Raw genomic sequence first — 25,781 nt, 5'->3', positions numbered from 1 at the left:
AACTTCCTCAAATTAAATCTTACATGCGCCGCTTTCACAATCGGAATCAGCAGATTCCACGACTTCTTCCAGGTCATCCTGAATGTCTTCCGCGCCATCACGGGTATTGTGGTAATACAGTGTTTTCACACCATATTTGTAAGCGAGCAGCAAATCTTTCAGCAGTTGATTCATCGGCACTTTTCCACTCGGGAAGTGTGTCGGATCGTAGTTGGTATTGGCAGAGATCGACTGATCGATAAATTTCTGCATGATACCAACCAACTGCAAGTAGCCATCATTACCCGGCATTTGCCACAAGAGTTCGTAAGCGCTTTTCAGACGCTCATATTCCGGTACAACCTGGCGCAAAATGCCATCTTTTGATGCTTTGATGCTGATATAACCACGAGGTGGTTCAATGCCGTTGGTGGCGTTAGAGATCTGTGAAGAGGTCTCTGACGGCATCAAAGAAGATAATGTTGAATTGCGCAGACCATATTGTTTGATATCGTTGCGCAATGCTTCCCAGTCATAGTGCAGCGGTTCATTGGTCAATGTATCCAGCGCTTTTTTATAGGTATCGATAGGTAGGATACCTTTAGAATAGGTGGTTTCTTTAAACCACGGGCAAGCACCTTGTTCTTTCGCCAGTTCATTAGAGGCTTTCAATAGGTAATACTGGATAGCTTCAAATGTTTTGTGAGTCAGGTTGTTAGCGCTGCCATCTGAGTAACGTACACCGTGTTTCGCCAGATAGTAAGCATAGTTGATGACACCAATGCCTAATGTACGGCGACCCATTGCCCCTTGCTTGGCGGCAAGGATAGGGTAGTCCTGATAATCGAGCAGGGCATCAAGGGCACGGACCGCGAGAGTAGCCAGTTCTTCCAGCTCATCAAGATTTTCAATTGCCCCCAGGTTGAATGCGGACAAGGTACACAGTGCGATTTCACCATTTTTATCATTGATATCATTCAATGGCTTGGTTGGTAGTGCAATTTCCAGACACAGGTTTGATTGGCGCACAGGAGCGACTAAAGGATCAAATGGACTGTGGGTGTTGCAGTGGTCTACGTTCTGAATGTAGATCCGGCCGGTAGAAGCACGCTCTTGCATCATCAGGGAGAAGAGCTCAACTGCTTTCAGACGTTGCTGACGGATATTGCTGTCCTGCTCATATTTGGTGTACAAGCGCTCAAACTCATCCTGATCAGCAAAGAATGCCTCATATAGCCCAGGAACATCCGATGGGCTGAACAGGGTAATCTCTTCACCTTTGATCAGGCGCTCGTACATCAGTTTATTAAGTTGTACGCCATAGTCCATGTGACGAACACGGTTTCCTTCAACGCCACGGTTGTTTTTCAGTACCAGCAGGCTTTCAACTTCCAGATGCCATAATGGATAGAACAGTGTCGCCGCACCGCCACGAACGCCCCCCTGAGAGCAGGATTTGACCGCGGTCTGGAAATGTTTATAAAAAGGAATACAGCCAGTATGGAAGGCTTCACCATTACGGATTGGGCTGCCCAGCGCGCGAATACGGCCTGCGTTGATACCAATACCAGCACGTTGAGAAACATATTTTACAATCGCGCTGGAAGTCGCATTAATGGAATCCAGGCTATCATCACATTCAATCAACACACAGGAGCTGAATTGACGAGTCGGGGTGCGTACACCTGCCATGATCGGGGTAGGCAGAGAGATCTTAAATGTGGAAGCTGCGTCGTAAAAACGGCGAATATAGCCCAGACGTGTCTCTTTCGGATAACCGGAGAACAGGCAAGCCGCGACCAGAATATAGAGGAATTGGGCACTTTCATAAATTTCACCAGTAACGCGATTCTGAACCAGGTATTTACCTTCAAGCTGTTTGACCGCCGCGTAAGAAAAGTTCATATCACGCCAATGGTCAATAAACTCGTTCATTTGCTCGAATTCTTCTTTCGAGTAGTCTGCAAGCAAGTGCTTGTCATATTTGCCCATTTTCACCATACGGGATACATGGTCATAGAGCGCGGGTGGCTCGAATTGACCGTAAGCTTTTTTACGCAGGTTGAAAATTGCCAAGCGGGCGGCCAGATACTGATAGTCAGGTGCATCACCGGAGATAAGATCAGCGGAAGCTTTGATCATCGTCTCATGAATATCTGAGGTTTTGATGCCATCGTAAAATTGGATTTGAGAACGCAGTTCTACTTGTGATACCGAGACATTTTTCAGTCCATCGGCTGCCCAGTTAACAACCCGGTGGATTTTATCAAGGTCAATTCGTTCTTTGTGGCCATCACGCTTTGTTACTAGCAGACTATGGTTCATGGACAGGCATACCTTACATTTACTTTCAAATTCGCTCCCACCTGCTTTGTGTCTTTGACTTAGGACCAAAACATAATCCTCTCAGTGGCGGAAAAACCAACGAGAGAGTAGTGGTAATGGAATGTTAAGGAACACAATATGTAGGGGGTACACTAAATAATGACAACAAGATAATGTTAAAATCAGCTTTTATCAAGTGCACAAAAATACGGATTCTTGTGGATAACTTGAGGACTAAAATTTATTAAAAAGCCGGAAGCCTGCATCATTACTAGCGGTTGCTCTGACAGAAACACCGGCAAAAATGGGTAAAAAAATTCCTGAAAATGTGATTTATTTGCCGCTTTATTAATCGGTCAGATAAACATGTCAGACATATTGGGTGTGTAACATATAATTGACGTCTACATTGTGACCAAGGCTAAATTTATCCGTTAGCGGGTTGTAATGCAGGCCGATAATATGCTTTTCCCGCAGGGATGTTCTGTCAACCCAGCCTATCAATTCTGATGGCCGGATAAATTTCTTCGCATCATGGGTTCCCTTCGGTACCATTTTTAGAATGTATTCCGCGCCGATTACCGCCATAAGCCAGGCTTTTTTGTTGCGGTTAATGGTAGAGAAAAAGACGTGTCCGCCGGGTTTCACTAATTGAGCGCAAGCATGAACGACCGATTGTGGATCGGGGACATGTTCCAGCATTTCCATACAGGTGACGATATCATAAGCTTGTGGATATTTTTCGGCGTGGCTTTCTACTGTTTCCTGTACATAGGTCACGGGGATAGCTGTTTCAAGGGCGTGCAGTCTGGCAACCTGAAGTGGTTCTGTACCCATATCCAGTCCGGTCACATCAGCCCCTTCACGGGCCATACTTTCTGACAAAATACCGCCACCACAGCCCACATCTAACACTTTTTTACCGAAAATGCCGCCAGAACGTTGCAAAATATAATTCAGGCGTAGTGGGTTAATCCGGTGCAGTGGCTGAAATTCACCTTCCAAATCCCACCAGCGAGAAGCAATCGCTTCAAATTTTTCTATTTCCTGTTGATCAACATTGTTTGGGGTGGAAGGGGTTTTGATGTTCATCAGCGGTTGTTGCTCCTTAAACTTTCTTTAAACAGGCGGATTCACTCAGTTCTGAGATAGTATACACGGCTTAATTTTTAAATACCCGTATCTGATTTTTATAAAACTGTTGGGGTGTGGTATAGTTCTAAGCCTTTGAATTCGGAATGTATGAAGGATAGTGGGTTCCATGAGCGACATTGCTAGAGAAATCACCCCGGTCAATATCGAAGAAGAGCTGAAAAGCTCGTATTTGGATTATGCGATGTCTGTTATTGTTGGACGCGCACTACCAGATGTTCGAGACGGACTAAAGCCGGTACACCGTCGCGTACTTTATGCCATGAGTGTGCTGGGAAATGATTGGAATAAACCCTACAAAAAGTCTGCCCGTGTTGTCGGGGACGTCATCGGTAAATACCACCCACATGGGGATAGTGCAGTCTACGACACGATTGTTCGTATGGCTCAGCCATTTTCCCTTCGCTATATGTTGGTTGATGGTCAGGGTAACTTTGGGTCAGTTGATGGTGACTCAGCCGCCGCTATGCGTTACACCGAAGTGCGTATGGCGAAAGTTGCCCATGAACTGCTAGCGGATCTGGAAAAAGAGACTGTTGATTTTGTGCCAAACTATGATGGTACAGAACAGATCCCGGAAGTGATGCCAACGAAAGTACCAAACCTGCTGATCAACGGTTCTTCCGGTATCGCAGTGGGTATGGCAACTAACATTCCTCCTCATAACTTGTCCGAAGTTATTGATGGTTGTCTGGCTTATATTGAAGATGAAAATATCAGCATTGAAGGGCTGATGCAGTATATTCCTGGCCCAGATTTCCCTACTGCTGCGATTATTAATGGTCGTCGCGGTATTCAGGAGGCTTATCGTACTGGTCGCGGTAAAATTTATATCCGTGCCCGTGCGGAAATTGAAGTGGATGAGAAGAATGGTCGTGAAACTATTTTAGTGCACGAGATTCCTTATCAGGTCAATAAAGCCCGTCTGATTGAAAAAATTGCCGAATTGGTGAAAGAAAAACGCATCGAAGGGGTTAGTGCACTTCGTGACGAGTCTGATAAAGACGGCATGCGGATTGTGATTGAAGTGAAACGGGATGCGGTGGGGGAAGTGGTTCTGAATAATCTCTACTCCCTGACTCAGCTTCAAGTCTCTTTTGGTATCAACATGGTGGCCCTGCATCAGGGGCAGCCGAAGTTGCTGAATCTAAAAGATATTATTTCGGCCTTCGTATGCCACCGCCGTGAAGTGGTCACTCGTCGTACCATCTTTGAATTACGTAAAGCCCGTGAACGTGCCCATATTCTTGAGGCATTAGCTGTAGCACTGGCGAATATCGATCCTATCATCGAACTTATCCGTTTTGCACCGACGCCCGCCGAGGCAAAAGCCGCATTGGTTGCTAAGCCGTGGGAATTAGGTAGTGTTGCTGCCATGTTGGAACGTGCTGGTGATGATGCTGCCCGCCCTGAATGGCTGGAACCACAATATGGTGTGCATGACGGTAAATATTATCTGACCGAACAACAGGCTCAGGCCATTCTGGATCTGCGTTTGCAGAAACTGACCGGCCTGGAGCATGAAAAACTGCTGGATGAATATCGTGAATTGCTGACATTAATTAGCGAATTGCTGTTCATTCTGGAAAATCCTGAGCGCTTGATGGAAGTGATCCGTGAAGAGTTGTTGGCAATTAAGTCGCAATACAGCGATGCCCGCCGTACTGAAATCACGGAGAATACGGCTGATATCAATATTGAAGATTTGATTAATCAGGAAGATGTTGTTGTCACCTTGTCACATCAAGGGTATGTCAAATATCAACCATTGTCTGACTATGAAGCGCAGCGCCGTGGTGGTAAAGGTAAATCCGCAGCGCGTATTAAAGAAGAAGATTTTATTGACAAGTTGTTGGTTGCCAATACTCACGATACGATCCTCTGCTTCTCCAGCCGTGGCCGCCTGTACTGGATGAAGGTTTATCAATTACCGGAGGCGAGCCGTGGTGCGCGTGGTCGTCCGATTGTTAACCTGTTGCCGTTAGAGCAAAATGAGAGAATTACGGCGATTCTGCCGGTGCGTGAATATGAAGAAGGGCTGTATGTCTTTATGGCTACCGCCAGTGGGACCGTGAAGAAGACCGCGTTGCAAGATTTCAGCCGTCCGCGCAGTGCGGGTATTCTCGCCGTTAATCTCAATGAAGGTGATGAGCTGATCGGTGTTGACCTGACTGACGGTAGTAACGAAGTTATGTTGTTCTCCGCGGAAGGGAAGGTTGTTCGTTTTGAAGAGGAAGCGGTTCGTTCAATGGGGCGTACAGCTACCGGTGTACGTGGTATTAAACTAAATGGTAAAGATAAAGTTGTTTCTCTGATTATCCCGCGTGGAGAAGGAGAAATTCTAACGGTCACTGAAAACGGTTATGGTAAACGTACCGCTGAAAACGAGTATCCAATTAAATCCCGTGCAACACAGGGGGTTATCTCGATTAAAGTCAGTGAGCGTAATGGTAACGTGATCGGGGCAATTCAGGTTGAACCAACCGATCAAATAATGATGATTACTGATGCTGGCACATTAGTACGAACAAGGGTGTCGGAAGTTAGCGTTGTTGGCCGGAATACTCAAGGCGTAACACTTATTCGTACCGCTGAAGATGAGAAAGTTGTCGGCTTACAGCGGGTTGCTGAGCCTGAAGATGATGATGAAGACGGGCTGGCAACAGAAGGGGAAGAAGTGAAAAGTGATAGCACCGATTTACCTGATGCTAACAGCAGTGAGTCAGTTGATCCGGTTTAAGTGAGGATATTTTTTCACTTAATTTAAGAAACAGGTGCTTCGGTGCCTGTTTTTTTAAAGGAATTTTTATTAGTATCAAAATCTGCAACAGATGGGCCTTTTTAATCTTTAAACTCTGGATACCCTATGGATTTCAAGATGCATCGCGACGGCAAGAGAGAGAATCCCCGGGAGCATAGGTAACTATGTGACCGGGGTGAGCGAGTGCAGCCAACAAAGAGGCAACTTGAAAGATAACGGGTATATATCTTGTCATTAATGACATTGAATAATGCTGGTTTTTATCAGGTAACCTTTTGAGATATCTTTCTTCTTTTCGTACATCGCTGAAAATATCCCGTTATCTTTTCCGGGTGCTTGGCTTAATGTTGTGGGCATTGGGCGCTTTATTAACAGCTTTTTACCTGGTTAATATCTTTAATGAAGTTAAATCAGATATTCGGCAAGAATACAATGCTAATTATGATTCCACGCTCTCTTATGTGCGTCATACAGCAAGTGTTCTGCGGGATATCCAATATATGACAGAGAAGCATTTACTGAATTCTAATGGAAAAAATGCTATTTTTGATTTTCCACATAATAACCCGGCGTTTTCTTATCATCCGTTGAACCAAAACGCTGACTGTCATACTTTTCGCAACAACACTCATAGTTATTTAAATTCATTAAATAATCTTATCTTCTATTGGAAGGATAATCTTGCGGCGCCTCAGGGGTTGAATCAGGTTTTTCTGGTGGGTACGCAAAGTATGTGTATGGTAAGTTTTTCTATCCGTAATACCACGACTGAACCCGATACGTTGAAAAAAATAGTTTATGAAAATTCACGTAGGCTTATCAGCCTGAAAGAGCAAGGTAAAGAACGAAATGTTTATTGGGTTATACCGGGTGCAAGATCTGATAGCGGCTATCTCTACGTGTTGGCTCCGGTATATGTCAATGGTCAGATGGTTGCCATGATAGGCATTGAACAATTCATCAGATTGGACTCTTTTATTCAGAGACAAGACCGCCCAATTTCAATAACGTTATTGAATAGCAGTAATCACCCGGTGTTGCATTATCCAGCAAATGATGACTATAAACTTCATTATGCTGATTATCAGTTGGCAGCGCCTTATTTTGGCTATGATGATAATTTTACTGATTTACTGCTAAAACGTCGGTTAATGCCATCTTCATTCAGTATCATTTATGCCCTGTCACTGAAAACTATTTTTGAAGGTTTTAAGCTACAGATTATTAGCAGTATTGTGCTTAATGCATTATCTGCCTTTGTCATCATTATCTTGGTGTATCTGTTTGAGCGGAAAATGTTTGTTCCGGCAGAAGAGAATGCCATCCGCCTGGAAGAACATGAGCAATTTAATCATAAAATTGTGGCTTCAGCGCCGGTTGGGATCAGTATATTGCGGGTCAGTGATGGGAGTAATATTCTGAGTAATGAGTTGGCACATAATTATTTGAGAATGCTAACGCACGAAGATCGGGAACGGATTATTCATATTATTTGTGACAGAACCAGCAGTTATGTTGATGTTGTCACCAGTAATCATCATCATTTGCAAATCAGTTTTGTTCATTCCCGCTACAGGAATGAAGAGGTGGCAATTTGTGTCTTGGTTGATATTAGTGTCCGTGTGCGGATGGAAAAATCATTACAGGAAATGGCGTTAGCATCAGAACAGGCTAACTATTCTAAATCTATGTTTTTAGCTACCGTCAGCCACGAGTTGAGAACGCCGCTTTACGGTATTATTGGCAACCTGGAGTTATTACAAGCACATTCATTGCCTGCTGAATCTGTCCGTTTGTTATCAACGATGAATAACTCCTCAGCGCTGTTGCTAAAAATTATCAGTGATATTCTCGACTTTTCAAAGATCGAATCTAAACAGCTTAAAATTGAATCTAGAGAATTTTCCTGTCAGGAAGTTATCTCTCATGTTATTTCTAACTATCTACCGTTAGTAGTGAAAAAGCCATTGACCTTGTATTGCTATATTGAACCGGGTGTTCCAGATTATATCTGCAATGATCCGGTTCGATTACAACAAGTTATATCTAATCTGTTAAATAATGCGATTAAATTCACTGATACCGGATGTGTGATTATCCATGTGACAGTTGATAAAGATTACTTATACGTCAGAATAAAGGACACTGGCGTCGGTATCTCTGATAAAGCGCTTACTCAGTTGTTTGATCCCTTTTTCCAGATCATGCCAAATACGGAAAGTTCATCTCAGGGAACAGGGCTTGGTCTGGCGATTTGTGAAAAACTTATCAATCTGATGGATGGTGATATTGAAGTCATTTCCCAACCACAGATAGGGAGTATGTTTTCTATTCGTTTACCTTTATATGGTGCGAAATATAGGCCAAAAACTCAGTTAATAAATGAGTCTCAGCGGAAAATCATCTTGGCTATACGTAATCTTTATCTGGAGGAGTTTTTACAGCGTTTTCTGGTTCATCATGGCTTACACACTGTTTTATACAGTGAGCAAAATACAGAGGGTAGTGAAATTATTATCAGCGATTTTCCTGATGCGGTTATTTCCTCTGTATACGCTTATATTGAATTATCGACGGACTATATTGGCTCACCGGAACAAATCAGAGAAAACTATTGGTTACATAACACTTACCATTTACATGATTTGTCGGTAATGATTGAGCGGCTGATTTCACCGAATCATAATGTGGTATTGAATACCGCCGCCCCTGTTTTTCAGGCAAACACCCGGTTTAATACTATTGTGGTTCTGGTGGTAGATGATCATCCTATCAACCGCCGTTTATTGGCCGATCAGTTGAAATCCATTGGTTTTCAAACAGCGATGGCAAATGATGGATTAGATGCGTTGGAATATCTGAAGAACGGGGGGATTGATATTATTCTGACGGATGTCAATATGCCCAATATGGATGGTTATGCGTTAACAATGTATTTACGGAATGATGGGTGTAAGCTGCCGATTATTGGTATTACGGCAAATGCACTAGCAGAAGAAAAACAACGCTGTATTGATGCGGGAATGGATGATTGTTTGTCTAAACCGGTTTCTCTGGTGACTCTCAGGCAGACACTGACGCAAATGATTTGAAACCCCGGTACAAAAAAATGCCCGGTACAAACAAATAGTTACCGGGCATCAGGACGACTTTCAGGTTAAAATAACGAACAGTATTTACTGAACGTGATTGTTCGTATCGATAGTGACAGAAGCAAGATAATTGAGTAATGCAATATCGTTATTTACCCCCAGTTTTACCATAGCCGATTTTTTCTGACTGCTGATAGTCTTGACACTGCGTTTAAGTTTTTTGGCAATGTCTGTTACCAAAAAGCCTTGGGCAAATAGACGTATAACTTCACTCTCTTTTTGTGATAACGGTTTATCGCCATAGGGGGTTTTCGTCACTTTTTTCAACAGTTCAGAAACGCTGTCTGGCATAAATTTTTCCCCTTGTTTCAGGGCCGTTAATACATCAGGTAGATCTGTTGGCGCTCCTTGTTTTAAGACAATGCCTTCAATATCAAGTTCGAGTACAGCACTTAAAATTGCTGGATTATTGTTCATGGTTAGAACAATGATGGATAGCCTGGGATAATGGCGTTTGATGTATTTAATCAAATTGATCCCATCGCCGTATATGTCCCCAGGCATGGACAGATCCGTGATCAGTACGTTTGCTTTAATACAGGACAGATTGTTGATCAATGTGGTCGAGTCTTCAGACTCAGCGACGACGTTGATCCATTCAAGCCGCTCAAGTGATTTGCGGATGCCAAACAGGACAATCGGATGGTCATCAGCAATAATGACGTTAAGGTTATTCATCTTATTAGTTACCCTGCTGCAATAGCCTTTTGGTGAAGGATTCAATACGGCCAATGCTATTTTTAATCTCTATTACGTTACTGTCTGTTATGTGTTGTTCCAGTGTTTCGCAAGAAAGTTTGAGGAGTTCTAGGTCTAACATAGCAAAGACGCCTTTCAGGCGATGTGCTGTTTGCGAAAGCGATATCAGATCATATTGTTCTATATCAGTATACAGCTTATTAATATCTATCGGTACTGTCTCGACAAATAATTGTCGGTAATCGCTATCAGTTAGCTGTTTTTGATAACTATTTATAACATTGCCAAAATCGTAATCGCTGCTTTCATCGTTAAATGCTGACATTTCTGAATTTGCAGTGAATTCGTTAAAACTGAAACTTCTCTCAATTAATAACGAAATGGCATTGATAACCGCTTCACTCAGATTGTAGTTACATCGAATATAGTCAGGTTTTATCTGTTCAAAGCCGGCCAGATTATCAACCAGTAATATAGTCGATTTTGCCGAATCGTAGGGTTTATCCGTCAACATGATATCGTATTCTCGATCCATATTTTCTGGCTTTTTAGCGAAGTAAACAGCGCCATAATGATGCAGATGATTTTGCACGATCTTACGGATCTCCGTATTGCTGATATCCAGCAAGGCAGTAATGTCTTCCAGTAGCGGCGGGCATTGGTTTTCGCCGATTATTAAGGGCAGACTGATAGCATAGCGCGTACCCAGGTTGGGTTTGCTGTTTATAGTAAAATGGCCATTTAATTTTCTACATAATTGGTTACATAGATAAAAGGTCAGTCCTGAATTGGATTGATATTTATCACCAGTGGCTTTGCTTAAAAATGGATAATTCAAGTTTGTTAAATCTGTTGAATTAAGTCCGGTTCCTGTATCTATAATTTCGATTTGAATTTGTTCTTTGTATTCCTGAGAATAATTAACGATGAGAGATATTTTGCCATAAGATGTGAGCGTGATTGCATAATTGACTAACATCAGGACAATCTTACTGATGGCAGTACTATCGCCAATAAATAGTGATTCAGGATTAATATTACAGTGATAATAATAATTCAATCCTTTATTATTCATCTTAGGAAACACTTTTTTAATAATATCTTCTAAAATGACTGATAATGAAAACGATTCATTTTTTGCTTGCCATTCACCTGATTCTAATTCATTGAGTAATGAAATATTCTCGATCCAGTCGGATATATATTCAGATTTAGTTAATAAATTATCGACGATACGAACACTATTTTTTTCTATAAGAATTTGTTTCAGTTGGTAAGCGATATGATCTAATTCCTTTATTGGTTGTTTTAATTCAGAACGAATGTTGGTCAACATAAAACGTCGAGCTTGTACACTCTTATCGTGTTCCAAATGGGCAAGTTGTAGACGCCGGCTAATTAATGCTTCCTGATCTTTATCTTGCAGTAAAAACAGATAAGTTTCTGGCAACAGGCGAATGCTGTACATGTTAATTTCATAGACTGAATCATCAATTGAGGTTTGGATGACACCATGATGTTGCTTTGCCATCATCTTAATTTTATTTAAATCGACATTCGGCAACAGATGGTCGGCGATGTTATTGCACATAATTATCTGATTGACTGAGAAATCATAAATCAATAAGCCAATGGGGATATTGGAGATAATATCGTGACTTAACGCATCCTTGACTTGTAGTTCGTGGCTCATCAGGGCATTTGGCGCGATATATTTTCTACGAATGTAAATAAGCCCACCCAAGGACAGGATAATAAATACTGAATCAGCCAGTAACAACCAGATGTTTCTATATAACAAATCGATTAGCAAATCTTTGAGTGATATCCGATACAACAGTTTGTATTGCGTACCTTTAATTGATTGAGAAAATTCGAGCCAGAAACCATTTTGTGAAATATTGACTTTATTAATTTCATTAGGGGGTTGCTCGTCATCCGACAATAGACTGAAGTTGGCCGCTGCCATATCCATAGGAAGAAGATGACAAATAGGCAAATCAAAAGCGATAACTGTTGCCAATTGACCCGGTGAATTGAACGTCGCCCGATAAGTATAAAAATAGATATTTTCGCCATTTAACTTACGGATTGATGAAATATTTTCCCGTTCATCTAACGCGATGGATTGCATCAGCATTTCTGAACGTTTTGATTCGGCAGTCAGTGTTAGATAACTTTCTTTAAATCTCAATTCTGGTTTAAGAATAGAGTGAGTGGTTATCAGAAACAGATTGTTATCTTTACCATTCAGATAGTACATGGAGTTGTATTCATTGCGGGTGCCCCACAAAATCTCCATATAATTGGAAAGGCGTTGTGCCAACTCTACACTTGCAGTGCTGTGGTGACCAAAAATAATCGTGTCGATAGTTTGATAACGATTCTCAAGCCAGTAAACATCAGGTCGTAGCTTCATCGGTGTGACGAGTTCTGGTGGTTTAAAAGATGAGCTATTGGCTTGTTTAAAGATAGAATTAGCGTGGTAACGATAATCTTCTATCTGTAATACTATTTTGGTTGCAACACTATTTAGCGCATATTTTTTCCCCATTAGCCAGGCATTGAAGTAGTTATAGCTGTATAAAAACAGGGAAACAAAAAGCAGAATAATGAACAGACCGTAGTAACGGTTTATGGTTGATGAATTAATAGAAAATTGTTTGTTATACATTCGTTGAGTAAAAGCCTTAATAATTGCTTGGCTGTTTAGCGAGCTCGTTAAATTGGTGAATCTTATGATTCGATCTATTTAGGCTAATTTTAGCAGGATCAGGGCTGAAAAGGATATTATAGATTGAGGATTGAGCGAATAGTAAAGAAATTACAGAATTTTTACGATAGAGACTAGACATATTATCATGTTAGGCGCATAATTTCGCGCCATGGAAGGATGGCCGAGCGGTCGAAGGCAGCGGTCTTGAAAACCGCCGATGGGAAACCATCCTAGAGTTCGAATCTCTATCCTTCCGCCAAATAATGACCCCATGCATCTTCTTGCATGGGGTTTTTTCATTTCCATATGCCATTCAGATAATAATTAATCCATTTTCATAGCCATAAGGTGACCATTCATAGAGGCACTAGGCACTGCTATCGGCGTGCGGGCTGGAATAGCGTTCTCATGAAACTGGAATACAAAGCCGCAGCGGCGGGGGTCAAACTGGATCTGTGGTTCGCCAGTTCGAAAACCTGCCATTGCTGCGGTCACAAAGTGCCGGAAATGTCGCTGCCTAAGCGGATCTGGAATGCCCGGTTTGTCATGTCGAACATGACCGCGATATCAATGCGGCGATCAACAGGCTGTAACTGCCCAGTCGGCCATTCTTTCCTTTGCCAACGTTTCAAATTCCAGTCGCCGGGAGTATAAGTCGGAATGGTGTGGGTCACCCCGGTCACATCGTTCGCTATGCTCCCAGGGATTCGCTCCCTTGCCGTCGCGATGCATCTTGAAATCCATAGGGTATAAAAAATTAAACTTTTTTAATCGGCTTTGAACAGCATAGTTACAGCGGTTACGAACATAATGACAGCCGCACCTTTAAATAAAATCCGTTGTGCCCGTTGGCTTGATAACAGATGTCGAATACTGAGAGCGCCGAGAATAAATACCGTTCCTACGCTGAATAAGACAAAAACCGTCAGTGGTACTAACATGAATCCCCAGTTTTGCAACGAGATAGATTCCATATTAATCACCAAAGGTAATAGTGCGAGATAGAAAGCGATCGTTTTAGGGTTACTTAACGTTAGAGTGAGACCAGATAACCAGGCCGCCGCCAACTCCTTTTTCTTAATGGGTTGGTCTTCACCAATGGGTTGATGATCGGCAAACCAGAACTGCCACGCCAGATAACCCAAATATAATGCGGCACCCCATCTCACCACAACAAATAAGGTGTCAAAACTGTTCGCGATAATGGACAAGCCAAAAACAGCAAAGGATAAATAAGTGAGATCACCAATAATCAGGCCAAACAACACACTAAATCCCGCTAACGCGCCACTACTCACACTTCTGGCGACCAATGCTGCTATTCCTGGGCCTGGTATCGCCGCAGCAACAGTCAGTGCTGCGGTATAGGTTACTATTTGGGACACTTCTAGCATATCTTTCCTCTCAAAATAACACTTTGAAGTAACAGAACATAAAAATGTCACTTGCGTATGCAAGTGACAAATAGGGCTCTTTATAGACAATAACGACATTTTTCTAATACTGAACGTCTTAAGTTTGGCATATTTTCATCCAAAATAATTAAGACATTTTTATTAGTTGTCGAATGACTTCCCGAGAAAATACCATATCTTGAACGGCCAAACCAACGGATTGAAAGATAGTCACACCCTGATCGCACAAATTGGAATGAGATTGAGAAACGGTACCAATTTCTATCCCAATGTCTGACCCGCTAAGAATACCTTTCTCCCTTGCCTTAATAACAGATTGAGAGGCGGCAAGTACCGATTCATTGGAATCAGTAAATAGGGTTGTATTGCTATACATATCTTCGCTGAGTTCTTGGAATCCCAGTGCCGAAGCGCCAATGGCATTGACATGACATTTACCCGGTAGCTCTTTTCTACTGAGTATAGGGTCACGCGATGCCGTAGTTGTGCAAATGATGTCACTATTGAGTACAGCCTCAGCAGGTGAGGCTTTGATCGAAATAGGAAGATTGAGTGTTTTATCACACCATGTGACAAACTCACGGCATCTTTCTGCATTACGACCCCATAAAGTGACTTCTCTAATCGGGCGTACATATAACATGGCTTGCAAATGTGCTTTTGCTTGTAAACCCGTGCCAAGTATCGCTAACCGGCTAGCATCTTTTGCGGCGAGAAGGTGGGTTGCATAAGCAGAAGCGGCGGCGGTGCGGATTTCTGTGATAGCGCCGGCATCCACCGCGGCAATCCCTGAAACACCTGGCTCGTCGTAAACCAGCACACTACCGATGTGTGAAGGTTTATCGCTATTGCTTTGAAACCTCACTACCACCGACTTTAACCCAAACCCTTTATATGGCCCCTCCTTAATATAAATCGGCATGGTGCCCATTAAGCCGTCTTCACCTTTAACAATATTGCGCAAAGGTTGCTCTACTTTTCTTTCCGATTGCAATTTAAATGCTATTTCACTTAGCTTAAGACTAAGTTCCATCGTCAAATAACGCGCAACGGTTTCTTTATCGACATAAAGCATATTGATGCCTTTCAAGATCAGTTAAAGGTTGTCCAGCTTGAATTTATCATCAATCTCGGTTCCGGCAATGCTATTGAGAATTGTCGACATATTCTTTTGAGAAACCCCTAACACAACATCCAGCATATTCTCTTTGCTGAAACCACGGCTTAGGAATAGATCAATAGCACTTCTTTTCAATTGTCCCCGGCAGTAAATAACCTCGATGGTAAATTCACGTAGTGCCAATAATCGTGGGGAGAGATCGTCGGTTTTTTCAATCAATGCTTTAACTATTTTTTTGTCCACACCATTATGAATTGCAATATAGCCGTGTGCCTGAATCGTGTAATGACAACCATTTTCTACTCCGGTTGTAATCCACACAACAGCTTTTTCCTCTTCATTCAGTGAACTATCAATAAATAGGTCGTGTGCTCGTTGGTAAGCGGCTAATAGTGAAGGAGATTCTGACATATAACCACTTTGGTTAGGTATCCAGCCGAAATCATTAATAGAACTTTGAAGTAATTTTTTACTTTTTTCAGGTGTGGTAGTAATGGTGTGTAGAGTAAGTAAAGACATAATGACCTCTGTATATTGAAATCCATTGGGTATATACCCGTCATCTTTCAAGTTGCCTCTTTGTTGGCTGCACTCACTCACCCCGGTCACATCGTTATCTATGCTCCTGGGGATTCGCTCCCTTGCCGTCGCGATCCATCTTGAAATCCATTGGGTATATATATTTGCCTATTTTAAAGCAACATTAGCTTTTATGCGGCTGTAAATACTGACCAAAGCATTTGAATTGGTCGAATATGAGAAATAAATTTTAAATTGTGTAATTTTGCTGCCACTTCTGTCGTGAGTGCGGCATCTACCTCTGAATTAGCGACTGCTTTTGCGGCTGAACTGGTTGAGTCTTTAAAAATGATATCTGCAATTTTTAGATTATCAGGCAACAACTCTGGGATTAAAGCCTTTGGTGCCGGATGGGTTGCAATGACGATATTATCTGTAGTTAATTCATCACGAATAGCAATACCATAATTAGGCGTGTAATTTAAAAATGCGGATGACAAGTTAAACCTGTTATCCATATAAAACTCACTGATATTGTAATAAGCATTGGCGACTACCAATGCCTGACAGTTATTTAAAATAATTTGATTACTTGCTTCTTCATAAGTATTACATAAAACAACCTGGTAGCTTTTGGCGACTTTATTTTTAATGGCAAATTCACCAAAACGAATAGCGGATTGTTCGCTACTTGTACCTGATGGGCCTAAGGTAGCAATATTTAGAACATCAAATGTATCTTTGTTGAAACTAAAAAAAACACATTCCATGATGTCTCTCCTGGAATTACACTAATAAACCGGATTTAACCAATGTGAAAACTTATCTATTCTACCTCTAATTATTTCTTGATAATCTTTGGCAATAACATTGGCTATAGAATCTTCTTTTTGTATATATGACACATTATCTATTTGTGACACAATTGATATTTCAAGGCCAGTGCCTGTTAAAAAACAGCCATCTGCTTCATAGAGATCCTTTTGTTGAATTTCTGACTCGATACAGGGAATATTGCGGAATTTACAAATATCGAAAACAGATTGTCTGGTTATTCCATTGAGAATGCCAGCGCTAAGCGATGGTGTAATAACGCAATTATCTTTTACAATAAAAACATTTGATGTACTTGCTTCTGCACACATGCCTTGTTCATTCAACATGATAGCATCATCAAATCCGTTTTCTTTGGCATCTTCATGAGCAAGTGCGGAATTAACATAAGTGCCGGTAATTTTGGCAGATGATGGAATTGCCGCATTTGATACACGTCGCCATTTTGAAATAAGACATTTAAACGCTGTTTTTTTGGCATAAGCGCCCATAGGTAAAGCGTTAATACAGAGGGTTGAATTTACACCACTTAGCTTAACGCCAAATTTCTCACCCGGCATTAACGACTTTTTAAGCGCTAATGGCCTGATATAAATATCTTGTTTGAAACCATTTTTAATGATGATGTTTTTAGTAATATCGGTTAACTCCTGACTGGTATAGGGCAATTCAATTTTTAATGTTTTAGCTGATTGAATTAACCGTTCATAGTGCTCATGCACTCTAAATAGATTAAGTTGGTTATTGTCTTGATCCCAATAAGCCCGGATTCCCTCAAATGTACCGGTGCCATAATTTAACGCTTGTGTATTGGCAAGAAAGGTCGCATTGCTAAAATTGAGATATTCCCCGTCTAGAAATACGATCCAATCTTTATTAACTGGGCTAACGATATTGTTTATCATTTAGTTGCCCTCTTGTTCATGATTTCTAAAGCCGAATGTCGCTCAATATTGTTGGTATCATCTCTCAGATCATGGATTCGTGCTGCTTTCCAACTTACCATTGCTGCGGTTCCAATAAGTCCACCGACATCTCCGACATGGATGTCAACATTCATATTGAATTTAGATTCCATTTTTTGCTTTATCTTATTAATGAGTGATGCATCATTTAATTCGTCACTCGGCTCTAAAGTGATCTTGAGCTCATCTGTACCGGCTGTGTTGTTGATTTCAATAAAGTATTCAAAACAATATTCGAGTTCTTCAAAGATGGCATTTTCAATATCAAAAGCATACACATTGGCATTGTTTAATAGTAATACATCTTTTACTCGGCCGATGGGTTCTATTTCCCATTGATTTAAGCCTATTGCTTTACACCGAACCATATCCCCTGTTTTGTATCGAATCAGAGGTTTATTCCCTTTATATAAATGGGTAATCACTAATTCACCAGCAACGTGATTATCACCAACATTGAGTTTTTGCTGAGTAAAAGGACAAATGAGTTCGTAATAATTGTTGTATGGAATAGTAATAAGCTTATTGGTATTGTCACAAGCCGCCAGAATTGACGTTTCTTGTGAGGCATACATACAGTTGTAAATTTTAGCGCCCCAATTCCGAGATAAGTTTCTTAATCTATTGGGGGTAATAAGTTCGCCAAGCACCAAAATGATCTCGATACCTAATTCTTTTGCATCACATGCATTGTTCCGACAATATTTTAGCAACTCAGCGGCGACCGCAGGTGTGCAAACTAAAGCAGTTATTTTGAGGTCTTGTATCAGCCTGAGTACTCTGTGCATACCAACAACGGGCGAACGAGGCCACATTTTGATAACGGTATGCCCTAAACTGCGAAATACATCTTCAAATGTATCTCCAGTGGAGTGCAATTCCGTTGGACCCATCACGCCAATAATGTGTTGTTTGCCTTCTTGATTGAAAATAGACTCATATTGCAGAGTCAGAAAACTGTTATTGACTAAAGAGTCTATTTCATTGCGAGGACAAGGTGTTGATGGCCCAGTCGTCCCTGTGGTTTCATAATATATCCAAGCGTTACTTAGGTTATCTGAAGATATCGTGTTTCCCGCCTTACTTAGATCTGATTTTGTAGTAAAGGGAAGTTTTTCAATCAATGAGGATAAATTTTCATCATCATTTGGGTTTATTGCGTCTAGACGATCTTGATAGAAAGCTGACCCATTTTTCGTATAATTTATGATTTCTTTTAATTTTTCGTATTGTATTTTTTCCAATGCAGAGATATTTATCTCGCCAGACAGATATTTTTTTAACTCGGTAAGGTATTTCATACCTAATTCATGAAGTTCATTTCTAAAAATGGAATACATATATATTACCTGGTTATTTATAAAGTGGTAAGTTACCAGTGATTTTATTGATATCTTTCTTTGGTCCAACTATGCCAATGCCAGATAACTTCAATTCATCCGAATGTTCAGCAGATAATTTTCCTTCGTATTCCTCATATGTTCTGCATGATTGCGCTAAACAGGAGAAAGGACTCAATTTAAAATTATCGTTAGATTTTAATTCATTATGAATAGCGGTCAGTACATCATGACTTGCTTTCAAAACAGGCAAAGGCGTTTTAATGACACCGGGATAACAAATGCTATCTTGACTAAAGACATCGTGTCCTACAATCCCGTTGATATTTCTACCAATTGAAACACTAATGACGCTCAGTGCATTCATGGCTAACCCAAGTGGCAGACTATCAGCGATAACGACGACACTTTTATGTAGGTTTTCGTCAAATTCCATACGACTTTCCTATTAACTGAGTGAAATTTATCAACTTATTTATATCGATAATAATATCCGAGACTGTCCATGTACTTATTTCTTTCCATAGCACCACGCCTTTTATATGATCGGGATGATGCATGTATATGTCCAAGTCTTCGTAACTTTCAAAGTAACCAATTAAACTAAAGTCAACTGATTGCTTTCTGTCTACCGTACTTCGACCACAAAACCATCCTTTTATTTCACTTATCTCATTTATATGATTTAACGTCACCTTCTCTGCTAATATAGCCTTTTCACTATCCCAGCTTATTCCATCCTTGAAGGTAAATAAGACTTGATGTGCAATTAAGTTATTTTTGCCCAACATAATTTACCTCATAATTAATGATTTTAAGTTATAATAACATGTAGAAACGATCTGATTTATACCTAATATTAGCGCATGCCTGATTTAGTTTTTTTGATTTGCGTCTAATTTAAATAGCACATTGCATTTATAGCAGTCAACTATTTCCCTATGGTAATAATTTAAAAAAGAGTGGGAATATTGTGGTTCTGACAATGATAAGAAAGCTGTTATGGCTTGCCTTTGGCTTATAAAAAACAAGCTCAATTTGATTGCGCTTACGCCTTGAAAATATGTTTTGTCGTCTTGTGTTCTATCGTATTTTGAGTATTTGTTTTTTAACATGTTAACCGATCCTTATATTGTTTGGAGATAGGTTATTTTGGATACTTTATCTTCCACTGCCACCAGGCGATCAGGCTATTTTACGATCAATGGCTATTTTCTAATAGGTAACAGAGATAATAAAACATTTCGTTGTCATTTCTGATTTGTCAGTAAATAGCCAGTTTTTTGATGTTGAAAATAACTCGCTCATTGGCTGTATCATTCAAGCCATGGTATGTCGTTGAGCATGTCACTCATGATGAGTGTTTTGGTGATATTTTTAAATCATCTATCATTTATGCTTGATTGTTTGCAATGGGTTGTAATATACTGCGCTCGCTTTCGGGGGCTAGCCCTGAAACACGCCGGCTTAGCTCAGTTGGTAGAGCAACTGACTTGTAATCAGTAGGTCACCAGTTCGACTCCGGTAGCCGGCACCAAATCAAATAGGAAGCCGTTATCTTTTCAGAAGATGACGGCTTTTTTCTTGCTTGATAGTAGATGCTGCTGTTTATACCCGTCATCTTTCAAGTTGCCTCTTTGTTGGCTGCGCTCGCTCACCCCGGTCACATCGTTATCTATGCTCCCGGGGATTCACTCCCTTGCCGTCGCGATGCATCTTGAAATCCATAGGGTATATATATCCAGTTAATTCTGCTATTTTCCAGTACAATTTCCCGCAAAAACGAGTTTTTGAATTCATGGCATGGTTAAATTTACTGTCAGGCTGGTCGAAATAAAACCATGTAACTAGAAATATAGGATGGCAAATTTTTAGATAATACGGATTTATTTTCACTAGTAAAAACTAACAGAGAAAAATATTAGCATTTGGGATATCTGTTTTCCAGACATGAAAAAATATTTGCTATAGATGTGTATCCATCTATTCGTCTGGCGAGAGCTGAAAATAAAATGGGATAGGGTGAGTAGGAAATAGCATAGGTTTAAAAATCACATTGGTTAGAAGCGGATATATCTGACAGTGTTAAAACTTTTCACGTAGATATTTACCTGATAATCGGTAATTTATCGTTAGCAACATTAATTCTGTGGATATCTTAAATTTTTTGCCTGACCTGCTGGCGATATTTCGAATAGGGTTGTTGCGATCTCACATTTGTACCAGTTTCGTTGTCCATCACCCTGTAAACAGGCCGATTTCTGTGTCTTCGGCATAAGTGTGGATACCATTCTTAATCGGCATTTTATGACGGATTTCAACGTCGATCAAAAATATTTTTTACACTCAAATATCCATGAGATAAAAAATTTGTGCTATTTTTTATTTAATGAATTTTTTATCTCATAATAAAAAGGGGGTGTTATGTTGCTTGAAAACTTTTGATAAATAATAAAGAACATGCGAGTTGCTTTAGATGCTAAGCGTTTTAAAGGAAGGTACATTAGAGGATTAAATGAAGATTATAAATTTGTATAATAAATACGTAGATGAGGAAGAGAAGCACTTTATGATCATCCGTATTAATAACGATATTTATGTGTTTTCCTCTGAAACTAAGCTTGGTCAAGAATAGGGGTTATTTACTATTTGTATTTAATAGACTAAGTAAACAGGTGTATTTAAATGATGTAGTTACGTAACAGAGAAACACAAAAATAGAGAATGAGAAATTTGTTATAATGCCGAATGCATGGATGCATGAGACCATCATGAAAATAATTTTTACTACTATTTGTTACTAAAAGTTAAGGTCAAAATATATGCGCAATATTCAACAAGTTTTAGAGTGTTGGGGCGGTTGGGTTGATGATGCCACTGGTATTAATTGGCCACCGATCGCTGCTGGATTTAAAGGTCTGATTGCGTCAACTCGTTCATTACGTCCTTCCTGCTGTGATAACGATGGCTTGATCATTGATGCTTGTATCGCAAAGTTGCAGACGGTAGGTAAATCTGAAGAAATTGAAGTTTTATTTATGTACTACGCTTTAAGGCTTTCCAAACGGTCCATCGCGCGTTTAATTAAAGTACCTGATATTGAAGTACGTTCCCGGTTGCAAAAGGGAGAAAGTTTTGTCCAGGGATGTTTGGCTATGCTTGATATTAAGTTAGAAATGGATGATGAAATACAAAAACACAAAAAGCTTGCGCGTACGCAAAAAGCTATGGTAGTGTACTAATCAGTTAAAGTTGCGAATAAGCCCCGATAGAAATGAGCTATAGAAATAAACTATAGAAATATCGGGGCTTTTTTCATTCCGATATTGCAGGTAATGGGGGAAATTAGGATTTAAGCCATCAAATTCAATTTAAAAAATTCCTGTTATCCAATGAACTCTATTTATACCCTATGGATTTCAAGATGCATCGCGGCGGCAAGGGAGCGAATCCCCGGGAGCATAGCAAACTATGTGACCGGGGTGAGTGAGTGCAGCCAACAAAGAGGCAACTTGAAAGATGACGGGTATAGTACGAGTGAACTTTAAGTATCTTCTATTGTACTCTGATAAATAAGTGAAAATTTAAATCATTATTGTCGAAGGCCGCACTGTGTTGCGGCCTTTTTCGTATTTGCCGTCGCGAATCGCTTACACATATTTTTTACCTTTTTCGCGGTCGGTATCCCTATTAAATCAATCATAACTCGGTGTTGAAAACTAAGAACTAGTCCTCAATGCAGGGCTTGGTTTACCCATGGCACAGGGTGAGTTATTGCTGTTTGATGGAGGTATTTTTGATGAGCAACGGTAGTGATAAAGCGGGTTGGTTAACACCTACCACGCCTGGGCCTGAGTACGATGATGAGCTGGAAAATATATTAAGTCGTTGGCTAGGAGGTGTTTCTGGTTTGCCTGACGATAACGTGCGTTCTCGATGGACATCAGCACACCTGCCCCAGTTACCGGTAGATGATGACAGGTGTGATTTTGACATTACGGATTTTATTTCGGATGCCTCGCCTGCTTTTGAGAACCAGACTGATGAAGGAACCAAATTATGGCGTCATGAGGAAATTGTGTGCTTGATTTCCTTTTATGGCCCGAACAGCCAGCGGTACGGTGCCCGTTTTCGTGATGGCGTGGCGGTCAGTCAGAACAATGACGAATTAGAACGTTTCGGTCTTTCAGTCGACAAACTCAGCTGGCTGACTTCGTTACCGGAACTTATCAATAACCAGAGGGTGCGTCGTTATGACATGACGATCACCTTGCGGCGAAAAGTGGTGCGTGAATACGGTGTTAAATCACTGGTGGAAGCGCCTGTCAAATTCTTAGGAGATTAAATTATGCAGGGTTTACCTGTTTCAAACATTATCAATGTCACGTTGAATATGGCTCCTCATGCGGCTCAATCCCGGAACTTTGGGGCGTTACTGATCATCGGTGCAAGTAACGTGATCAACCCTCATGAACGTTTACGCCGGTATTCGGATATCGATGGTGTCGGTGCTGATTTTGGGCTGAGTTCACCAGAGTATCAGGCCGCGGCGCTTTATTATTCCCAGTCACCCCGTCCGGTTGATTTATATATTGGTCGGTGGGCTAAGGACAATGTGGTCTCCTCTTTACAAGGGGCGGTATTGACTAAACAGCAGCAAATGATGAGCAAATTTATTGCTGTCACCGATGGCTCTTTTAAATTGACGATTAACGGTAAAGAAACGGTATACAGCGGCGTCGATTTGAGTAAAGAGGCCAATCTTAATGGTGTGGCCCAACGGATAGCAGATAAGTTAAAAGATTGTTCAGTCGCATATGATAGTTCTTCTTCGCGTTTCGCTATTATGCCGAATTCTGTCGATGCGGTTGGCTATGTTTCACCGGCAACGACGGGAACTTATATTGGTGATTTATTAAAGCTGGACGAAATATCGGGAGCTACCGCTATCGAATCTACCAAAGCAGAAACCATTGCTGAGGCGGTGGCGGCACTGGGATCGGTATCCAGTGGCTGGTATGGGTTGGTTATCGCTGATGACTCTCTGACGGATAAAGATATTCTCTCTGTTGCTGATTACATTGAATCCGCATCTGTTCCCCGCATCTATGGACATACAGCGCAAAAAGCGGATGTCTTGGATGCTGATGTTAAAACTGATATCGGCTCAAAATTAAAAGAGAGAAACTATCAACGCACACTTTGGCAATATTCAACCGGTAAATCCTACACGGTTGCTTCGCTGTTGGGCCGTATGTTTACCGTCAATTTCAACGGCAATAACACCACTATCACCTTGAAATTTAAACAAGAGCCCGCGGTAACCGCAGAAAACCTCACCGCAACGCAAGCCAATGTGTTGAAAAGGATGAATGGCAACGTTTTTGTTAAATACAGCAATGATACGGCCATTATTCAGGAAGGTGTCATGGTGAATGGGGATTTCATTGATGAGCGCCACGGTCTGGATTGGTTGCAGAACTACGTTCAGAACAATCTTTATAACCTGCTTTACACCAGTACCAGCAAGATCCCACAGACTGATGAAGGTGTCACACGATTAATCACCAATGTTGAACAGTCACTGGCGCAAGCGGCGACAAATGGATTAATCGCTCATGGTGTATGGGGTGGCGATCCGATTGGTGCGTTGGATACGGGCGCAACATTAACCAAAGGTTACTACGTTTACGCACCGCCAATTGCGACACAGGCACAGGCTGATAGAGAAGCACGAAAAGCACCGGTTATTCAGTGTGCAATCAAATTAGCCGGTGCTGTCCACTACGCTGATGTCATCATTAATGTAAACAGATAAGGGTTGAAAATGGCTACATATTCTTTTCTTGATGTTTCCGCTTCTATTACCGGAGTTGGCGGCTCTTTTGATCTTGGTAACGGTGCCGCGCTCTCTGATGAGGGAATTACCGTCACCATGTCGGAGAGTAAAAACACCATGACCACCGGTGCAGACGGAGAAGTCATGCATTCATTGCATGCAACCAAGTCTGGAACTATCACCGTTAATTTACTTAAGACGAGCCCGGTAAACGCTAAATTGAACGCGATGCTCAGCACACAATCGCTTTCATCGGCGGCATGGGGTAATAACGTGATTGTTATTCGCAATAAACAAAGTAATGACATTGCTGTTGCTCGCTCTGTCGCCTTTCAGAAACAACCGGATTTGCAGAATAACAAAGCAGGCGGTACCGTTTCTTGGGTATTTGATTGCGGAAAAATCGACATCATGTTAGGCACATTCTAACCAGCTTACTTCACAACCATTTAAATCACCTTTAAATTTGCCGCAGCATTTGCCTCTATTTTTACGTCGGACTTATGCTGCGGTAGTTTGAGCGAGCTTGAGGATAAGTGATCATGGAATTTGAAATTGATGGCAAAAAATATCGCAGTGGTAAATTGAACGCTTTTCAGCAACAAGATTTAGCGGTGGCTTTGGCTCCGGCTATTCCGGCACTTGGACCGCTGATGAAAAAGATTGTGACAGCTAAAAGTGATGATGGAGTGACGGGCTTTGAAGAAGTGCTCCCTTATTTGGTGGAATCCATCAATGCATTAGGAAAATCCAACCGACATGAAATTAATGATATTTGCTTATCAGTGGTTTCTCGTGAACAGAATGGTATCTGGAACCGGATTTATGAACCTGATGGACAGGTATTGATGTTCGATGACATCAACGGCTTCGAACTGTTGAAAATTGTCGGATTTATTATTCGAGACGCATTGGGAAATTTTTTTCCCGCCCCATTAGAGAGTGCAGTGTAATCTCAGGACAAG

The 25,781-nt window shown here is 41.0% G+C and carries 20 protein-coding genes, 2 tRNA genes and 1 pseudogene; 11 read left to right on the top strand and 12 right to left on the bottom strand.

The annotated features are described in order from the left end of the window. Positions 1–12 precede the first annotated feature (12 nt). On the bottom strand, positions 13–2,304 hold the full coding sequence (gene nrdA, locus LGZ98_RS00750; protein ID WP_113042546.1) for a class 1a ribonucleoside-diphosphate reductase subunit alpha: 2,292 nt from the start codon (positions 2,302–2,304) through the stop codon (positions 13–15). Positions 2,305–2,673: 369 nt separating this feature from the next. Then, the gene (ubiG, locus tag LGZ98_RS00745; RefSeq protein WP_113042549.1) at positions 2,674–3,396 is read right to left on the bottom strand and encodes a bifunctional 2-polyprenyl-6-hydroxyphenol methylase/3-demethylubiquinol 3-O-methyltransferase UbiG; all 723 of its coding nucleotides are present in this window, start codon (positions 3,394–3,396) and stop codon (positions 2,674–2,676) included. A 169-nt stretch (positions 3,397–3,565) separates the two neighbouring features. Between ubiG and gyrA the strand changes: the two genes are divergently transcribed. Continuing rightward, positions 3,566–6,196: a DNA topoisomerase (ATP-hydrolyzing) subunit A gene (gyrA, locus tag LGZ98_RS00740; RefSeq protein WP_262977566.1), complete on the top strand. Its 2,631-nt coding sequence runs from the start codon at positions 3,566–3,568 to the stop codon at positions 6,194–6,196. Positions 6,197–6,492: 296 nt separating this feature from the next. Continuing rightward, the gene (gene rcsC, locus LGZ98_RS00735; RefSeq protein ID WP_262977565.1) at positions 6,493–9,309 is read left to right on the top strand and encodes a two-component system sensor histidine kinase RcsC; all 2,817 of its coding nucleotides are present in this window, start codon (positions 6,493–6,495) and stop codon (positions 9,307–9,309) included. An 84-nt stretch (positions 9,310–9,393) separates the two neighbouring features. Here the strand turns inward: rcsC and rcsB are convergent, their stop codons facing one another. Continuing rightward, entirely contained in the window at positions 9,394–10,047 is a 654-nt protein-coding gene (gene rcsB, locus LGZ98_RS00730; RefSeq protein WP_113042555.1) for a response regulator transcription factor RcsB, read from the bottom strand. 4 nt (positions 10,048–10,051) lie between these two features. Continuing rightward, a complete protein-coding gene (gene rcsD / locus LGZ98_RS00725; protein WP_262977564.1) occupies positions 10,052–12,742 on the bottom strand; it encodes a phosphotransferase RcsD in 2,691 nt (896 codons plus the stop codon). A gap of 213 nt (positions 12,743–12,955) precedes the next feature. Here rcsD and LGZ98_RS00720 point away from each other — a divergent pair. Both LGZ98_RS00720 and LGZ98_RS00715 read left to right on the top strand, forming a co-directional pair. After that, positions 12,956–13,043: transfer RNA gene (locus LGZ98_RS00720), tRNA-Ser, on the top strand. 128 nt (positions 13,044–13,171) lie between these two features. Beyond that, positions 13,172–13,368: pseudogene (locus LGZ98_RS00715) on the top strand (zinc ribbon domain-containing protein); the annotation flags it as partial. A gap of 183 nt (positions 13,369–13,551) precedes the next feature. Here the strand turns inward: LGZ98_RS00715 and LGZ98_RS00710 are convergent. The 8 genes from LGZ98_RS00710 to LGZ98_RS00675 all read right to left on the bottom strand — a co-directional run bounded on the left by LGZ98_RS00710 (position 13,552) and on the right by LGZ98_RS00675 (position 19,768). Then, entirely contained in the window at positions 13,552–14,178 is a 627-nt protein-coding gene (locus tag LGZ98_RS00710) for a LysE family translocator (protein ID WP_113042559.1), read from the bottom strand. A gap of 148 nt (positions 14,179–14,326) precedes the next feature. Beyond that, positions 14,327–15,274, bottom strand: a complete 948-nt coding sequence (locus LGZ98_RS00705; protein ID WP_191214761.1) for an ornithine cyclodeaminase family protein — start codon at positions 15,272–15,274, stop codon at positions 14,327–14,329. 21 nt (positions 15,275–15,295) lie between these two features. Next, positions 15,296–15,928, bottom strand: a complete 633-nt coding sequence (locus tag LGZ98_RS00700; protein WP_229015611.1) for a carboxymuconolactone decarboxylase family protein — start codon at positions 15,926–15,928, stop codon at positions 15,296–15,298. Positions 15,929–16,029: 101 nt separating this feature from the next. Next, positions 16,030–16,608, bottom strand: a complete 579-nt coding sequence (locus LGZ98_RS00695; protein ID WP_113042563.1) for a prephenate decarboxylase — start codon at positions 16,606–16,608, stop codon at positions 16,030–16,032. Between the two features lie 21 nt (positions 16,609–16,629). Beyond that, positions 16,630–17,577 carry a branched-chain amino acid transaminase gene (locus LGZ98_RS00690; protein WP_113042565.1) on the bottom strand — a complete coding sequence of 316 codons (948 nt, stop codon included), beginning with the start codon at positions 17,575–17,577 and terminating at the stop codon, positions 16,630–16,632. Beyond that, positions 17,574–18,977, bottom strand: a complete 1,404-nt coding sequence (locus tag LGZ98_RS00685) for a phenylacetate--CoA ligase family protein (protein ID WP_113042567.1) — start codon at positions 18,975–18,977, stop codon at positions 17,574–17,576. Before LGZ98_RS00685 ends, LGZ98_RS00690 begins: the two co-directional genes overlap by 4 nt. 13 nt (positions 18,978–18,990) lie before the next feature. Next, positions 18,991–19,413, bottom strand: a complete 423-nt coding sequence (locus LGZ98_RS00680) for a DUF2000 domain-containing protein (RefSeq protein ID WP_113042568.1) — start codon at positions 19,411–19,413, stop codon at positions 18,991–18,993. Then, complete coding sequence (locus tag LGZ98_RS00675) at positions 19,403–19,768, bottom strand: Dabb family protein (RefSeq protein ID WP_112877528.1); 366 nt, start codon at positions 19,766–19,768, stop codon at positions 19,403–19,405. Before LGZ98_RS00675 ends, LGZ98_RS00680 begins: the two co-directional genes overlap by 11 nt. Before the next feature lie 670 nt (positions 19,769–20,438). Here LGZ98_RS00675 and LGZ98_RS00670 point away from each other — a divergent pair. The 7 genes from LGZ98_RS00670 (at position 20,439) to LGZ98_RS00640 (ending at position 25,769) form a co-directional block, all read left to right on the top strand. Then, positions 20,439–20,514, top strand: a tRNA-Thr gene (locus tag LGZ98_RS00670). Positions 20,515–21,799: 1,285 nt separating this feature from the next. Beyond that, positions 21,800–22,219 carry an antiterminator Q family protein gene (locus LGZ98_RS00665; RefSeq protein WP_113042570.1) on the top strand — a complete coding sequence of 140 codons (420 nt, stop codon included), beginning with the start codon at positions 21,800–21,802 and terminating at the stop codon, positions 22,217–22,219. Between the two features lie 150 nt (positions 22,220–22,369). Continuing rightward, the gene (locus LGZ98_RS00660; RefSeq protein ID WP_158536565.1) at positions 22,370–22,525 is read left to right on the top strand and encodes a hypothetical protein; all 156 of its coding nucleotides are present in this window, start codon (positions 22,370–22,372) and stop codon (positions 22,523–22,525) included. Between the two features lie 248 nt (positions 22,526–22,773). Beyond that, the gene (locus LGZ98_RS00655) at positions 22,774–23,322 is read left to right on the top strand and encodes a phage neck terminator protein (RefSeq protein ID WP_422615641.1); all 549 of its coding nucleotides are present in this window, start codon (positions 22,774–22,776) and stop codon (positions 23,320–23,322) included. 3 nt (positions 23,323–23,325) lie between these two features. Further along, on the top strand, positions 23,326–24,795 hold the full coding sequence (locus tag LGZ98_RS00650) for a DUF3383 domain-containing protein (RefSeq protein ID WP_011147253.1): 1,470 nt from the start codon (positions 23,326–23,328) through the stop codon (positions 24,793–24,795). Positions 24,796–24,804: 9 nt separating this feature from the next. Beyond that, positions 24,805–25,245 carry a DUF3277 family protein gene (locus LGZ98_RS00645; RefSeq protein ID WP_011147252.1) on the top strand — a complete coding sequence of 147 codons (441 nt, stop codon included), beginning with the start codon at positions 24,805–24,807 and terminating at the stop codon, positions 25,243–25,245. A gap of 113 nt (positions 25,246–25,358) precedes the next feature. Then, positions 25,359–25,769 (top strand): phage tail assembly chaperone, encoded by a 411-nt coding sequence (locus LGZ98_RS00640; RefSeq protein WP_165577963.1) that lies wholly within the window; start codon positions 25,359–25,361, stop codon positions 25,767–25,769. The last annotated feature ends 12 nt before the right edge of the window (positions 25,770–25,781 follow it).

The sequence above is a fragment of the Photorhabdus kayaii genome (assembly GCF_025384895.1).
GTDB classification, from domain to species: Bacteria; Pseudomonadota; Gammaproteobacteria; order Enterobacterales; family Enterobacteriaceae; genus Photorhabdus; species Photorhabdus kayaii.
Note: the sequence above shows the minus strand (reverse complement) of the source record. Positions and strands in the feature narration are given on the sequence as shown.